The organism is Actinacidiphila yeochonensis CN732, from assembly GCF_000745345.1.
Taxonomy (GTDB): domain Bacteria; phylum Actinomycetota; class Actinomycetes; order Streptomycetales; family Streptomycetaceae; genus Actinacidiphila; species Actinacidiphila yeochonensis.
This window is the reverse complement of sequence record NZ_JQNR01000005.1, coordinates 2,188,884-2,203,569: the sequence shown is the minus strand read 5'-3', so window position 1 is coordinate 2,203,569 and position 14,686 is coordinate 2,188,884. Positions and strand designations below refer to the sequence as shown.

The window sequence follows — 14,686 nt, the reverse complement described above, 5'->3', positions numbered from 1 at the left end:
GCCGCGAGCGGAACCTCCCTAGCCTGGGGGGATGGTGGAAGGTACCGCTGACCTGCGGCTGCGTGCCGTCGTCGAGCTGGCTCAGGCCCTCGCGGCGGCGCAGACCCCGCGTGCCGCGGCCCGCGCGGGCGCCCGGCGGGCGCGGCTGGCGATGGCCGGGTCGTTCGCGGCGATCTCCGCGTGGGAACGGGAGACGGGACGGCTGCGGGTACTGGTGAACGACGGCGACCTCGCCCCCGGGGAGGAGCCGGAACCGGACGACGAGTCGTACTCGGTCCACGACTTCCCGGAGATCGCCGAGTTCCTGCACGGCACCTGGGCGGGCGGCGGCGAGCCGCACGCGTGGGTGGAGAACTCCGTGGACAACGGCGGCTCCCCCGGCGGCGGCAGCTGGGGGCGGGCGGCGGCACTCCGCCGCCGGGGGCGCGGAAGCTGCGTGGTGGCGCCCGTGCTCCTGCACGGACGGGCCTGGGGCGAGCTCTACATCGCCCGGCGGATCGGGGAACGGCCGTTCGACCGGGCCGACGCGGACTTCGCGACGGTTCTCGCGGCGCTGGTCTCCTCCGGGATCGCGCAGACCGAACGCCTCGCCGAGGTGCAGCGGCTCGCCTTCACCGACCAGCTGACGGGCCTGGGCAACCGCCGCGCCGTCGACGCCCGCCTCGACGAGGCGCTGGAACGGCACCGCGAGCACGGCACGGTGGTCACCCTGGTGGTCTGCGACCTCAACGGGTTGAAGAAGGTCAACGACCGCTTCGGGCACGCCGTGGGCGACCGGCTGCTGGAACGGTTCGGATCGCTGCTGTCGCTGTGCGGTGCCACCCTCCCGGGGAGTCTGGCCGCCAGGCTCGGCGGCGACGAGTTCTGCCTGCTGGCGGTGGGTCTCGACCCCGACGAGGTGGTCCGGGCGGCGGAGGAGCTGTGCGCCCGGGCGGCGGAGCTGGAGGTGGGCGAAGGGGTGGCCTGCGGGATCGCCTCCACTGGTGAGGAGATCGGGACGGTGCGGACCGCACGGCGGCTGTTCCGTCTCGCGGACGCGGCGCAGTACCGGGCGAAGGCGCTGCGCGCCGGCCGTCCCGTGGTGGCGGGGCGCGAGGGCCCGCACGACCCCGTGGTCAGCCTCGCGGACTCCCCTCCCGCCACGTCGGGGGGCGAACGCCGCCACATCCGCGGCTCCCACCCCCCGCCCAGCACCTGAACAGCCCCTGAGCCGGGCCGCACCCGGGAGCTGCCCGGCGGCCGGGCGGCTGTCTGGCCGGGTGCCGTGGCCTCCGGTCGGCCGGAGGCCACGGCACCCGGTCATCCGGACACCGCCGACAGGACGGGCGCACGCGCACCCCGGGCGGCCGACCAGCGCTGGCCCCCCACCGTGTGCACCCCGGCTCCGGACCTGACACGCCCAGAACCCACAGTCGCAGCCGCCCCGCCCTGCCACCGGGCCCGAGGGCGGGGCGGGACGGACCCAGCCGCCCCCGAGCCCGGGCGGGGCCGACCTGCCGGCAGCCGGTTGGGCCGGGCCGCGGCCTGCCCTCACGCGTGGTCGCCGCCCGAAGCCACCGCCGGGCCGTGCCAAGCCCCGGCGGCAGCGACAGCTTGGGCACGGTCAGAGGCCGGGCCAGACCGGCGCGCGCTTCTCGTTGAACGCGGCCACCCCTTCCGCCCGGTCCGCCGAGAACGCGACCGTGCGCCAGGCGGCGTCCTCCACCTCCAGCCCCGTACGCAGGTCAAGCCCGTGGCCCAGCCGCAGCGCCCGCTTGGCCGCACGCAGGCCCACCGGGGAGTTCGCCGCTATCCGGCCGGCCAGCGACAGCGCCTCCGTCCGGGCCGATCCGGCCGGGACGAGTTGGTCGACCATGCCCAGCTCCAGGGCCTCCGCCGCGGCGACCCGGCGGGCGGTGAAGACCAGTTCGGCGGCGCGCGCGGCCCCCACCCGCCGGGGCAGGAGCTGCGTACCGCCGCCGCCCGGGATCACCCCCACGGAGACCTCGGGCAGGCCCACCACCGCGGTCTCGTCGGCCACGATCACATCGCAGGACAGGGCCAGCTCGTAGCCGCCGCCGAGAGCGAACCCGGCCACTGCCGCGACCGCCGGCACCGGCAGCTCCAGCACGGACGTGTAGGCGGAGCGGGCCAGGGGGCGCTGCCGCTGGAGCTCCAGGTCACTCAGCGCGTTCCGCTCCTTCAGGTCCGCGCCCGCGCAGAACGCCCGCTCCCGTGAGGAGGAGAGGACCACCGCGCTCACCGAACCGTCCCCGGCCAGCGCCGCGCAAGCCTCCGCCAGGGCCTCCGCCATACGCGAGGAGACCGCGTTCATCGCCTCCGGCCGGTCGAGCTCCAGCTCGGCGACCCGCTCGCCGTGCCGCCTGACGACCACGTACTCCCCGAACCGCCGCTCGTTCATGCGTCGGCCCTCCCTCCCGTTAACGATCGTGAACCCGAGGCCATCCTTCCACTCCCGCACCCACCCCCACCTGACTCCCGACTCCACCTGTGGATAACTTCCGGCGGATTTTCCCGACCGGGATTCACCCTGTGGATAACTGCCGAGCGGTACCGCGACCGGGCCAGGATGAGAACGAAGCGCAAGACAGCGGACAACAGCGACAACACGGCTAAAGCGGAGGCGAGACCGATGGCGCAGCGACTCACGGAGCAGCGGACAGGGCAGCGGGCAGCACGGCGAGACGGAAGGGCGGAGGAAAAGGGGGAAGGACAGAGGGCAGGTCGGATGGCGGAACGGACGGCGGGGCAGCCAGGCCGGCAGGCTGGCGGGCCGTGGGCGGAGTCCTGCCCTGCCTCAGCGAACGTTCCGCCGGGTGAGCAGCCACGGCTCCACGACGCCGAGGCCACGCACCGGCCGGCGCCACATCGGCTGAAGCGCGAAGCGGTACTTCTCCCCTGGATCCGCCGCCACATCCGCCTCGGAAAGCGGTGCCTCGCCCGCCTCGCCCAGCGCCTCCGCGAAATCGCCGTCCACCAGTACGGCGTCGCGCGGGGCTATGGAGGTCAGCCGCGAGGCGAGGTTGACGGTCGTCCCGAAGACATCGCCCATCCGGGTGGTGACCGTGCCGAAGGCCATGCCGACGCGCAGGGCCGGCATCGTCTCGTCACCGGTCATCGTCTCGATCAGCCGTATGCCGATCTCGGCGGCTGTTCCGGGGTCGTCGGCCACGAAGAGCACCTCGTCGCCGAGCGTCTTGATCAGCCGGCCCCCGTACGCGGCGACCTGGTCGGCCGCAGTGGTCTCGAAGGCCTCGACGAGTTCGCCGAGCTCCTCCTCCTCAAGGCGCCGGGTCAGCCGGGTGAAGCCCACCAGGTCCGCGAAGCCCACGGCGAGCCGCCGGTCCACGGCCTCCTCGTCGTCGGACTGCACCACCCGGCTGGTGGCGGCCGCGACCTGGCGGCGCCACACGTAGATCAGGAACTCCTCGAGCTCCGGCAGCAGCAGCTCGACGAGCGGGTAGGCAACCTCGGCGCGGGTCATACCGGGCTCGGGCGGCTCGGTCAGGCCCTCAAGGAAGGAGTCGGTCTGCCAGTCGGCCAGCCGGGCAGTGGTCTGACCGGTGGACCGGGCCACCTGGATCGCCATCGACTCGCTGAGCAGCCCGGCCTCCACCAGGCCGGCCAGCCGCCGCAGAGCGAGGACGTCCGCCTCGGTCAGCGCCTTGGCCTGGCCGATGTCGGCGAAGCCCATCGCCCGCCAGAAACGGGAGGCCAGGTCCATGGACACACCCGCGGTGCGGGCGGCCTGGAAGGGGGTGTAGCGGCGGGGCGCGCCCAGGATGAGCTGCTCCAGCCGCAGCGCCAGCGGATGCTCGCCGGAATCCCCCGCGCCCTCCTCGCCCTCGGCCGGCTCGCCCTCGGCGTCCGACGCCTCGGCGAACTCGTCCCCGGCGTCGGCCTCCGGGGCGGAACCGCCATCCCGTGCGTTCCCCGGACGCGGCTCCGGGGTCTGATCGGCGTCGGCCTCGTGAGCGGACGCCTCGGGCTGCTGTTCCGAGTCGCCACCGGCTTCTGCCGGAGGCTTCGCCGCCCGGGCGCCCGTTCCGGAACGCCGGTCGGCGTCTCTCTCGGAAGGTACGCCAAGGTCGCCCGCAGGGGGCCGTCCGGGGCCCGCCGCGGGCTCCGCACCCGGGGTGGACGGCTCGTGCGGCGGGGGCCTGTCGTTGTCCACCCCTACCGCCTGGCCCGTGAAGAGTCCCTGCGCACAGCCCTTCCGATCATTGAGACGACGCAGCTCCTCAAAGATACGGCAGGTGTGCCGTGGCTCACTCTTCGGCAGTCGGCCGCAGGTGGATCACGTCCCCGGCCCCGACGGCCTGCTCGCCGTCCGGCCCGGCGATCACCAACCGCCCGTCGCCGTCGACCGCCACAGCCGTGCCGCTCAGCTCCCGCCCGCCGGGCAGCTCGGCCCGGACCTGCCGGCCCAGGGTGGCGCAGCCCGCCGCGTAGGTCTGCCGGAGCCGGCACCGGTCCGGGTCGCCGTCGGCCTCACGCCAGCGGCCGTACCAGTCGTCGAGCGAGCGCAGCACCGCACGCAGCAGCGGGTCCCGGTCGGTGCCGGGAGCGCCGGCCAGGGCCAGGGAGGTCGCCGTCGGCACGGGCAGCTCCCCGGCCTCCAGGGAGACGTTGACGCCGATGCCGATGACCACGCCGTCCTCGCCGACCCGTTCGGCGAGAATGCCGCCGGTCTTGCGCTCCTCGCCGTCCGCGGTGAGCAGCAGGTCGTTGGGCCACTTGAGGGCGGTGTCGACGCCGGCGGCGCGGGACAGGGCGGTCGCGACGGCCACACCGGTGAGCAGGGGCAGCCACCCCCAGCGGTGAGCCGGCACCGGCGTCAGCCCGGCGCCGCCGGGCCCACCCGGACGGAGCAGCACCGAGAAGAACAGGCCCGAACGCGGCGGGGCGCTCCACCGGCGGTCCAGTCGGCCTCGTCCGGAGGTCTGCTCCTCGGCGACGAGGACGGTGCCCTCCGGCGCCCCGGAAGCCGCCTTGGCGGCGAGGTCGCTGTTGGTCGAACCGGTGGCGGCGACCACGTCCAGATCGCTCCACAGCGCGCCGGGCACCACCACCGCTCGGCGCAGTGCGGCGGCGTTGAGCGGCGGGCGGTTCAGGTCCGACCAGGGGTTCGAGGTCCCGCGCGGGGTCCCGTAGGAGGTCATGGGTCCACCCTAGAAGGGGCGGAAGGTGTGGTGGACGCCGCAGTGCCCGCGGCCGTGCGGCGCCACTACGCTACCGGTCAGCCTTACCCGCCAGTACCGTCGGCCACGGGCCCGCCCGCCTCCGGCGTCGGCGGGTGCCGCCTGCCTGAGCACCTACGACCGCACAGGACCGAGCCGAGAGCAGGAGAGCCGCCTCCATGGCCGAGCAGGAGTACGACGTCCACACGACTGCGGGGAAGCTCGCCGACCTGCGCCGCCGCGTAGAGGAGGCGACCCACGCCGGCTCGGCCCGCGCGGTGGAGAAACAGCACGCCAAGGGGAAGCTGACCGCCCGGGAGCGGATCGAACTGCTGCTGGACGAGGACTCGTTCACGGAGCTGGACGAGTTCGCCCGGCACCGCTCCACCAACTTCGGCCTGGAGGACAACCGCCCCTACGGCGACGGGGTGGTGACCGGCTGGGGCACCGTCGAAGGTCGGCCGGTCGCGGTGTTCTCGCAGGACTTCACCGTCTTCGGCGGGGCCCTGGGCGAGGTGTTCGGCGAGAAGATCACCAAGGTGATGGACTTCGCCCTGAAGACCGGCTGCCCGGTGATCGGCGTCAACGACTCCGGCGGCGCCCGCATCCAGGAGGGCGTGGCCAGCCTGGGGATGTACGGCGAGATCTTCCGCCGCAACACGCTGGCCTCCGGCGTCATCCCGCAGATCAGCGTGATCACCGGGCCGTGCGCGGGCGGCGCGGTCTACTCCCCGGCGATCACCGACTTCGTGGTGATGGTCGACCAGACGTCGCACATGTTCATCACGGGCCCTGACGTGATCAAGACGGTGACCGGCGAGGACGTCGGCATGGAGGAGCTGGGCGGGGCCCGCACCCACAACACGACCTCCGGCAACGCGCACCACATGGCGGCGGACGAGAAGGACGCGTTCGAGTACGTCAAGGCGCTGCTGTCCTACCTGCCGGGCAACAACCTGGAGGAGCCGCCGTCCTTCCCGGTCGAGGCCGACCTCTCGGTGACCGACGAGGACCGCGAGCTCGACGCCCTGGTACCGGACTCGGCGAACCAGCCGTACGACATGCACAAGGTCGTCGAGCACGTCCTGGACGACGGGGAGTTCCTGGAGACGCAGGCCCTGTTCGCGCCGAACATCATCACCGGCTTCGGCCGCGTCGAGGGCCGGCCGGTGGGCGTGGTGGCCAACCAGCCGCTCCAGTTCGCCGGGTGCCTGGACATCAACGCCTCGGAGAAGGCCGCGCGCTTCGTCCGCACCTGCGACAGCTTCAACGTGCCGGTGCTCACCTTCGTCGACGTCCCTGGCTTCCTGCCCGGCACCGGGCAGGAGTGGGACGGCATCATCCGCCGCGGCGCGAAGCTGATCTACGCCTACGCCGAGGCCACGGTGCCGCTGATCACCGTCATCACCCGCAAGGCGTACGGCGGCGCGTACGACGTGATGGGTTCCAAGCACCTGGGAGCCGACCTCAACCTGGCGTGGCCGACGGCGCAGATCGCCGTCATGGGCGCGCAGGGCGCCGTCAACATCCTGCACCGCCGCGCCCTGGCCGAGGCGGCGAGCCCCGAGGAGGCCGACGAGCTGCGTCAGCGGCTCGTCCAGGACTACGAGGACACCCTCCTCAACCCGTACACAGCCGCCGAACGGGGTTACGTGGACGCGGTGATCGAGCCCTCGCGGACCCGTTCGCACCTGGTCAGGGCGCTGCGGACGCTGCGCAACAAGCGGGAGAGCCTGCCGCCGAAGAAGCACGGCAACATCCCGCTGTGACGCCGTCCCCGGGCGGGCGCCGTGGACAGGCGCCGAGGGCGGGGATTCGGACGGCGGGCGGGGACGGGCAGCGGGCCCGGGAGCGGGAGAGGAGCCGCATGGACATCAAGGTGGAGCGGGGGTGGCCGACTCCGGAGGAGTTGGCCGCCGTGGTGGCGCTGGTGCGGGCCCGCGCGATGGCGCTGGCGCAGGACGACGGCCCTGCCCCGGAGCACCGGAGCGCCTGGTCCGATCCGGCACGGACCGTTCCGGGTGCGCCGCGCCGCCCGGGGCCCGACGCCTGGCGCACCTCGGCCTGGCGGGCCTGACGCCCCGGCACCGACCCGGCAGCGCCCCGGGGCCTGGGGGCGGATGTGCCGGGCGGGGTGGGAGAGCCTCGGCTGAGTAGCCTGAGTACGCGTACTCAGGCGCGGGAGGGCGTCGGCCGTCACCCTGGACGGCATGCTCTGGACGGACGACCAGCCCCGGCAGCGGGACGAGGACCTGCGCCGGACGCAGGTCCAGGTCCGCCGGGCGATGGTGGTGGTGGCGGTGGCCGCGGCCCTGGCGATGGCCCTCGTCGCCTGGTACGCCTGACCCGGCACAGTACCCACCCCCGCCTAAGGCGCCCACGCCGGCCACGCCGCCCACGCCGCCCGCTGTGGTCCTGCAACCCTGCCCCGAGGGGCAGGAAGCCACCCGGCGGCGGGTTCTAGGATGAGCCGCGTGAGCGATGCCCAGGTGAACCGCGCCCGCCGTCCCCTCGTCCTTGCCTCGGCCTCCCCCGCCCGGCTGGGGCTGCTCCGCCAGGCGGGGCTGGACCCGGTGGTGGTCGTCTCGGGCTTCGACGAGGACTCCGTCACCGCGCCCACCCCGGCCGAGCTGGCGCTGCGGCTGGCCCGCGCCAAGGCCGCCGCCGTGGCCGGCGGGGACCGGCTGCCGCCGGGTGCCCCGCTGGTCGTGGGGTGCGACTCGGTGCTGGAGCTGGACGGGCAGGCACTGGGCAAGCCCGCCGACGCCGCGGAGGCCACCGCCCGCTGGCAGGCGATGCGCGGCCGGTCCGGGGTGCTCCAGACCGGCCACTGCGTCATCGACACCGCCACCGGGCAGGAGGTGGCGGCCACCGCGTCCACCACCGTGCGGTTCGGCACCCCCGACGACGCCGAGGTGGCCGCCTACGTGGCCAGCGGCGAACCGCTCCACGTGGCGGGGGCGTTCACCCTCGACGGGCGGTCGGCGCCCTTCGTGGAGGGCGTGGAGGGCGACCCCGGCAACGTCATCGGCCTGTCGCTGCCGCTGCTGCGGCGGCTGCTGGCCGACCTCGGGGTCCGGATCACCGACCTGTGGGCGCCGACGGACTGACGTCCTGCCAGTGCGGCGGCGGCTCAGGCCGCCGCGGGCGGCGCCGCCTCCCCCGGCGCACCCGGGTCCGGGTCGGAGCCGGGGACGGGGACGAGCCGGTCGCCCTCGGGCGCGTAGAACAGCAGCGTGGCCACGAGCAGGGCGAGTACGACCATGAGCGCGCCGAAGGCGGCCCAGCCGGCCAGACCCACCGCGGCCGCGCCGGCCACCGCGTGCTCGACGGCGCAGACGGTCAGCGCGACGCGCCCGACCCGGCCCGCCGTCCGGTCGCGTACGGCGATCCGGACCACCAGAACGGCGCAACCGGCCAGGAACAAAGCGAGCACCCCGCCCCCGGTCCACGCGCCGGCTGCCATGGCGTCAGTCCTCAACCCGGCCAGCGACATGTTCTGGCGGCGCACGGCCAGCCCGAGGACGGAGCCGACCAACGCGATGGCGAGCGCCTCCAGGACGAGCGCCGCAGCCGTGGTCACCGCTATGCCTCTGCGCACCTGTCCCCCTTCCGGGGCGGCGGCCGGTGGGCCGGCGCCCGGCCCCGGAGCCTGCCCGCGCCCCGGAGTTACCGCTGGTACCCCGCGGCCCGCAGGCTACCCACCGGTACGCGAAGGGGCAAGGGTCGCGGCAACGCCACTCTTCCGGGGACACGCGCGGGCAAAGTTTCACCGCCGTCTTCGTAGGAACCCCACAACGCAACTGCCTGCCAGGCAGGCCGAGCCAGGCTCGACGCGGTAGGGCAGCGGGAGTACGGGACAGTGCCCGTACCCTCGCCGTACCGTGGACTGAGCAGGCGTTCAGGGGTTCTTCGGGCCTTTGGATCACCCTCCGTGTGGGAAGCCTCACGCGCAGGGGTGCCTCGGCAGCAAGTGTGGCCAGTACCTAAACTCTGCTTGTTCCAAGGAGGGAGCCGTCGTGCGTAAGGTGCTCATCGCCAACCGCGGTGAAATCGCTGTCCGTGTCGCTCGTGCGTGCCGGGATGCCGGGATCGGCAGCGTCGCGGTCTACGCGGAGCCGGATCGGGACGCGCTGCATGTGCGCGTCGCCGACGAGGCGTACGCGCTGGGCGGTGACACCCCGGCCAGCAGCTATCTGGACATCAAGAAGGTACTGGCGGCGGCCGCCGAGTCGGGTGCGGACGCGGTCCACCCCGGGTACGGCTTCCTGTCGGAGAACGCCGAGTTCGCCCAGGCCGTGCTGGACGCCGGGCTGACCTGGATCGGTCCGCCGCCGCAGGCGATCCGCGACCTCGGCGACAAGGTGGCGGCCCGTCACATCGCCCAGCGCGCCGGCGCCCCGCTGGTGGCCGGTACCCCCGACCCGGTCTCGGGCGCCGAGGAGGTCGTCGCCTTCGCCGAGGAGAACGGCCTGCCGATCGCCATCAAGGCGGCCTTCGGAGGTGGCGGACGCGGCCTGAAGGTGGCCCGAACGCTGGAAGAGGTCCCGGAGCTGTACGAGTCGGCGGTGCGCGAGGCGGTGGCCGCGTTCGGCCGCGGCGAGTGCTTCGTCGAGCGCTACCTCGACCGCCCCCGGCACGTCGAGACGCAGTGCCTGGCCGACCAGCACGGCAACGTGGTGGTCGTCTCCACCCGCGACTGCTCGCTCCAGCGCCGCCACCAGAAGCTCGTCGAGGAGGCCCCGGCCCCCTGGCTGAACGAGGAGCAGGTGGCGCAGCTGTACTCCGCCTCCAAGGCGATCCTCAAGGAGGCCGGCTACGTCGGCGCCGGCACCTGCGAGTTCCTGGTCGGCCAGGACGGCACCATCTCCTTCCTTGAGGTCAACACCCGTCTCCAGGTGGAGCACCCGGTCACCGAGGAGGTCTCGGGCATCGACCTGGTGCGCGAGATGTTCCGCATCGCCGACGGCGAGGAGCTGGGCTACGGCGACCCGGAGCTGCGCGGCCACTCCTTCGAGTTCCGCATCAACGGTGAGGACCCGGGCCGCAACTTCCTGCCCGCGCCCGGCACGGTGGCCGTCTTCAACCCGCCCACGGGCCCGGGCGTGCGACTGGACGCCGGCGTGGAGTCCGGCAGCGTGATCGGCCCCGCCTGGGACTCGCTGCTGGCCAAGCTGATCGTCTCCGGCGCCACCCGGGAGCAGGCGCTGCAGCGTGCCGCCCGCGCGCTGGACGAGTTCCAGGTCGAGGGCATGGCCACCGCCATCCCGTTCCACCGCGCGGTGGTCCGGGACCCGGCGTTCGCCCCGAAGAAGGGCGAGGGCCCGTTCACCGTCCACACCCGCTGGATCGAGACGGAGTTCGAGAACACCATCGAGCCGTTCACCGGTGCGGCCCCCGGCGAGGAGGACGAGTCGGTCGGCCGCGAGACGGTGGTCGTCGAGGTGGGCGGCAAGCGCCTTGAGGTGTCGCTGCCCGCGCACCTGGGGATGACGCTGGCCCGTACCGGCCTCGCCGCCGGTGCCAAGCCGAAGCGCCGGGCGGCCAGCCGCGCCGCCGCGGCGGTCTCCGGCGACACCCTCGCCTCGCCGATGCAGGGCACGATCGTCAAGGTCGCGGTGGAGGAGGGCCAGAAGGTGGCCGCGGGCGACCTGATCGTCGTCCTGGAGGCGATGAAGATGGAGCAGCCCATCAACGCGCACCGCGCCGGCACGGTGTCCGGGCTGAAGGCGGAGGTCGGCTCCTCGATCTCCTCCGGCGCGGTGGTCTGCGAGATCAAGGACTGAGGTCCGCGGCCCGGGCTCCGGCCCGGTCGCGCACAGGCCCGGGGCCGGCGGTTGTCCACCGCCGGCCCCGGGCCGTTTCCGAGCCGCCGGACGCCGCCGTCAGCGCACGGCCGGGCGGGCGGGCGGACGCAGCGCGAGCACCAGCACGAACGCCGCCGCGGTGAAGACGGCGGCGAGCGTCCACGCGGCGGTGGCTCCGTCCACGAAGGCGTGCGCACGGCTGTGCCGGGAGACCGTGCCGAAGACGGTCACCAGCACCGACAGGCCGAGGCTGCCGCCGACCTGCTGCATGGTCTGGAGCAGCCCCGACGCGGACCCTGCGTCCTGCGGCGCCACCCCGGACAGGATGAACGTGTTCAGCGGCATCATCGTCCAGCCGACGCCGAGCCCGACCAGGACCAGCGGGCCGGCGATCCCGGAGGCGTAGCCGTCGCCCGGGCCGAGCTGGGCCAGCCACAGCGTGCCGGCCAGGTTCAGCGGAAGCCCCGCGCACACCACCGCCTTGGCGCCGAACCGCCCGATGAGCCGCGGTGCCAGCCGGGCCGCCGCGAGCAGCGGGAGGGCCAGCGCCAGGAAGGCGAACCCGGTGCGCAACGGGCTGAACCGCAGGTCGTTCTGGAGGTACTGGGTGGCGAAGTAGAACACGCCGAACATCCCGGCCGGCACCAGCAGCATCGCCGTGTAGGCCAGGGCCCGGTTGCGGCTCCGGAACAGGCGCAGGACCACCAGCGGGCTCTCCACCCGCAGCTCGTTGACGAGGAAGGCCGCCAGCAGCAGGACGGCGGCCGCGAACAGGGTGAGCGCCCGGCCGTCGGTCCACCGCGTGGCGGCGACGCGGATGAAGGCGTAGACGAGGGCGGCGGCGCCGAGGCTGCTGGTCAACGCGCCGGTGACGTCGAACCGGCCGCCGCGCTGCCGCCGGGTCTCGGTGATGTGGCGCGGGGCGAGCAGCAGGATCGCGGCGCCGACGGGGACGTTGACGAAGAACACCCAGCGCCACGAGCCCCAGTCGGTGAGCATGCCGCCCAGGGCCAGCCCGATGGCCGATCCGGCGCCCGAGACCGCCGAGAAGACGGCCAGCGCCCGGTTGCGTTCGGCGCCCTCGGCGAAGGAGGTGGCGATCAGGGCGAGGGTTCCGGGCGCGGCGAGCGCGGCTGCGGCGCCCTGGACCCCGCGGGCGACCAGCAGCTCCGCGCGGTCCTCCGCCAGCCCGCCGGCCGCCGAGGCGAGAGTGAAGACGGCCACACCCCACACGAGGGCGGTGCGGCGCCCGACCATGTCGCCGACCCGGCTGCCGAGCAGCAGCAGCCCGCCGAAGGCGAGCGTGTAGACGTTCACCACCCAGGACAGCCCGGTGGGGCTGAACCCGAGGTGGTCGCGGATGGCGGGCAGTGCGACGTTCACCACGGTCACGTCCAGCAGGATCATCAGCTGGGTGCCGACGATCGCGGCCAGCACGAGGTAGGGGTGGCTCCCCTTCCTGCTCTCGTCCGGGCCGGGGGACGTCGGCCCGGACGGGGACGGGGACGGGGACTCGGACGGCGACCCTGACGGGGATGGGGGCTCGGACGGGGAGGGAGACGGCGAGGAGGAGGACGGCGGTGGGGACGCCGGGCGCGAGGTGGACATGGGTGGGTACGCCTCCAGCGGAGAGATAAACGGAGGTTGCCTCCGATACTATACGGAGGCAACCTCCACTTCCGCTATCGCTTTTCGCGCCCGATTGGGGGGACAATCCATCCACGGCACTCCGGGCGCATACTTCGGGCAGGGGCGCACAACTTCGGGCCTCGGGAGGACGGAATGCGGGCAGACGCTCAGCGCAACTACGAACGGTTGCTGGAAGAGGCCCGACAGGCGTTCATCGTGCACGGCACGGATGTCGCCCTGGAGGACATCGCCCGGCACGCCGGCGTGGGCATCGGCACGCTCTACCGGCACTTCCCCGACCGCTACTCGCTGATGAACGCGGTCTTCACGCAGGAGCTGGACTCACTGTCGGAGCGGGCCGCGGAGCTGCTGGACAGCGAGGACCCGGCGGCGGCGCTCACCGACTGGCTGCGCGCGGTCGCCGTGCACTCCAGCGCCTACCGAGGGCTGTCGGCGGCGATCGTCGAGGCGTCGGAGACGAGGATGCCGGCCTGCCGGACCGCGCTGCACGCGGCGGGCGGCGCGCTGCTCACCCGCGCGCAGGAGGCAGGCGCCATCCGGGCCGACGCCACGATTTCGGACCTGCTCCGGCTCACCTACGCGTTCGTACTGGTCGCGGAGAAGAACCCGGAGGAGAAGGGCCTCTACGGCCGCCTCATGTCGCTGGCCGTCGACGGCATCCGCACCCACGCCCCCGCTCGGACGGCGACCGCCGCGGTCTGACCCGCACCCCGGTCCTCTGCCCCTGGCCTCCCTGGACCTCCGAGCCCAGGAGCCAAGGAGCCCAGGGGCCTCCGGACGAGGGACGCGGGGCCCGGCGGAGGGCACCACGGCAGGGCCGCCGGCCGCGCGGCCTCCGTGCCCGCTGGGACGACGCGGACGGCCGAGCCCCCGAGGGCCTGCCCCTCACACCCAGGGCCCGGAACACGGGCACGTCCAAGCCCGCACCCCGGCCCGCACGACCCGGGGCCGTACGGAGGACCGGGGGCGTACGGGCGCCACGCGGCACCCGCGCCAGGAACCGGGCCCCGGCCGGTGCCGCACCCGGCCCTAGTGCCGCCGCACGTCCGCCAGGCGGACGGCGAACGGCTCTGCCGCACCCAGTGGCTGAGCCCGCTGGTGGCGCCGCGGCGAGGGCAGTTCGTGCCGCCCCCGCACGGAGGCGACCCCGTCCCCGGGGCCCCGGCACCGCCCGCGCCGCGCGCCGGCGTCACCGAGACGCGCACCCCGCGGTCGGCCAGCGCCTGGAGCTCCGTGGCGGCCCGTTCGTCCTCGGGCCCGGGCTCGTCGGTGACGAGGTGGGTGATCAGGTCCGTCGGCACGGTCTGGAACATCGTGTCGGCGCCCAGCTTCGTGTGGTCGGCCAGCACCACCACCTCGGCCGCGGCCTGCACGAGCGCACGGTCCACGCTCGCGGAGAGCATGTTCGACGTGGACAGGCCGCGCTCGGCGGTCAGTCCGGCGCCGGACAGGAACGCCCGCGAGACCCGCAGCCCCTGCAGGGACTGCTCGGCACCGCTGCCGACCAGGCCGTAGTTGGAGCCGCGCAGCGTGCCGCCGGTCATCACCACCTCGACCCGGTTGGCATGGGCCAGCGCCTGCGCGACCAGCAGCGAGTTGGTCACGACGGTCAGCCCGGACACCCGGGCGAGCCGCCGTGCCAGCTCCTGCGTGGTGGTGCCGGCGCCGACGACGATCGCCTCACCCTCCTCCACCAGTTCGGCCGCGAGATCGGCGATGGCCGTCTTCTCCGCGGCGGCGAGCTGTGCCTTCTGTGGAAAACCGGCCTCCCGGGCCAAGCCGCCAGGGAGTACCGCCCCGCCGTGCCGGCGGTCCACCAGTCCTTCGGCCTCCAGCGCCCGCACATCCCGGCGCACGGTCACTTCGGAGGTCTGGACGACTCGGGCGAGCTCCCGGAGCGACACCGCTCCATTGGCACGCACCATCTCCAGGATCAACTGACGACGTTCAGCAGCGAACACGGAACCGACAGTAACCCCAACGACCGGACGGTTTCAGCGTTTTGCACCGCATGACGGAAGTGGCACTCAAAACCGACCGCCAAGTGCT

General features: G+C 73.9%; 12 protein-coding genes and 1 pseudogene. 7 read left to right on the top strand and 6 right to left on the bottom strand.

Annotated features, from left to right (window positions below):
- The first annotated feature begins 31 nt into the window (after positions 1-31).
- A complete protein-coding gene (locus BS72_RS21350; RefSeq protein WP_037912715.1) occupies positions 32-1,198 on the top strand; it encodes a diguanylate cyclase domain-containing protein in 1,167 nt (388 codons plus the stop codon).
- A gap of 405 nt (positions 1,199-1,603) precedes the next feature.
- Here the strand turns inward: BS72_RS21350 and BS72_RS21345 are convergent, their stop codons facing one another.
- The 3 genes from BS72_RS21345 to BS72_RS21335 form a co-directional block, all read right to left on the bottom strand.
- Positions 1,604-2,401 (bottom strand): enoyl-CoA hydratase-related protein, encoded by a 798-nt coding sequence (locus tag BS72_RS21345; RefSeq protein WP_037912713.1) that lies wholly within the window; start codon positions 2,399-2,401, stop codon positions 1,604-1,606.
- A 396-nt stretch (positions 2,402-2,797) separates the two neighbouring features.
- Positions 2,798-4,174: an adenylate/guanylate cyclase domain-containing protein gene (locus tag BS72_RS21340; protein ID WP_232792492.1), complete on the bottom strand. Its 1,377-nt coding sequence runs from the start codon at positions 4,172-4,174 to the stop codon at positions 2,798-2,800.
- Positions 4,175-4,268: 94 nt separating this feature from the next.
- Positions 4,269-5,162 carry a biotin--[acetyl-CoA-carboxylase] ligase gene (locus BS72_RS21335; protein ID WP_037912711.1) on the bottom strand — a complete coding sequence of 298 codons (894 nt, stop codon included), beginning with the start codon at positions 5,160-5,162 and terminating at the stop codon, positions 4,269-4,271.
- Between the two features lie 197 nt (positions 5,163-5,359).
- Between BS72_RS21335 and BS72_RS21330 the strand changes: the two genes are divergently transcribed.
- The 4 genes from BS72_RS21330 to BS72_RS21320 all read left to right on the top strand — a co-directional run bounded on the left by BS72_RS21330 (position 5,360) and on the right by BS72_RS21320 (position 8,290).
- A complete protein-coding gene (locus BS72_RS21330; protein ID WP_037912709.1) occupies positions 5,360-6,949 on the top strand; it encodes an acyl-CoA carboxylase subunit beta in 1,590 nt (529 codons plus the stop codon).
- A gap of 98 nt (positions 6,950-7,047) precedes the next feature.
- Positions 7,048-7,257 (top strand): acyl-CoA carboxylase subunit epsilon, encoded by a 210-nt coding sequence (locus BS72_RS21325; protein WP_037912707.1) that lies wholly within the window; start codon positions 7,048-7,050, stop codon positions 7,255-7,257.
- A gap of 133 nt (positions 7,258-7,390) precedes the next feature.
- Positions 7,391-7,525, top strand: a complete 135-nt coding sequence (mmpB, locus tag BS72_RS39260; RefSeq protein ID WP_265736804.1) for a morphogenic membrane protein MmpB — start codon at positions 7,391-7,393, stop codon at positions 7,523-7,525.
- Positions 7,526-7,654: 129 nt separating this feature from the next.
- On the top strand, positions 7,655-8,290 hold the full coding sequence (locus BS72_RS21320) for a nucleoside triphosphate pyrophosphatase (protein ID WP_232792491.1): 636 nt from the start codon (positions 7,655-7,657) through the stop codon (positions 8,288-8,290).
- Between the two features lie 23 nt (positions 8,291-8,313).
- On the opposite strand, the gene BS72_RS21315 is transcribed toward BS72_RS21320, so the two are convergent.
- The gene (locus BS72_RS21315) at positions 8,314-8,781 is read right to left on the bottom strand and encodes a hypothetical protein (protein WP_051951376.1); all 468 of its coding nucleotides are present in this window, start codon (positions 8,779-8,781) and stop codon (positions 8,314-8,316) included.
- Between the two features lie 418 nt (positions 8,782-9,199).
- Between BS72_RS21315 and BS72_RS21310 the strand changes: the two genes are divergently transcribed.
- A complete protein-coding gene (locus tag BS72_RS21310) occupies positions 9,200-10,966 on the top strand; it encodes an acetyl/propionyl/methylcrotonyl-CoA carboxylase subunit alpha (RefSeq protein ID WP_037912702.1) in 1,767 nt (588 codons plus the stop codon).
- A 99-nt stretch (positions 10,967-11,065) separates the two neighbouring features.
- Here the strand turns inward: BS72_RS21310 and BS72_RS21305 are convergent, their stop codons facing one another.
- Positions 11,066-12,424 carry an MFS transporter gene (locus BS72_RS21305; protein ID WP_232792490.1) on the bottom strand — a complete coding sequence of 453 codons (1,359 nt, stop codon included), beginning with the start codon at positions 12,422-12,424 and terminating at the stop codon, positions 11,066-11,068.
- 345 nt (positions 12,425-12,769) lie between these two features.
- On the opposite strand from BS72_RS21305, the gene BS72_RS21300 reads away from it, so the two are divergent.
- The gene (locus tag BS72_RS21300) at positions 12,770-13,339 is read left to right on the top strand and encodes a TetR/AcrR family transcriptional regulator (RefSeq protein ID WP_037912699.1); all 570 of its coding nucleotides are present in this window, start codon (positions 12,770-12,772) and stop codon (positions 13,337-13,339) included.
- Between the two features lie 327 nt (positions 13,340-13,666).
- Here BS72_RS21300 and BS72_RS21295 read toward each other — a convergent pair.
- Positions 13,667-14,562, bottom strand: a pseudogene (locus BS72_RS21295) (DeoR/GlpR family DNA-binding transcription regulator).
- Positions 14,563-14,686 lie beyond the last annotated feature (124 nt).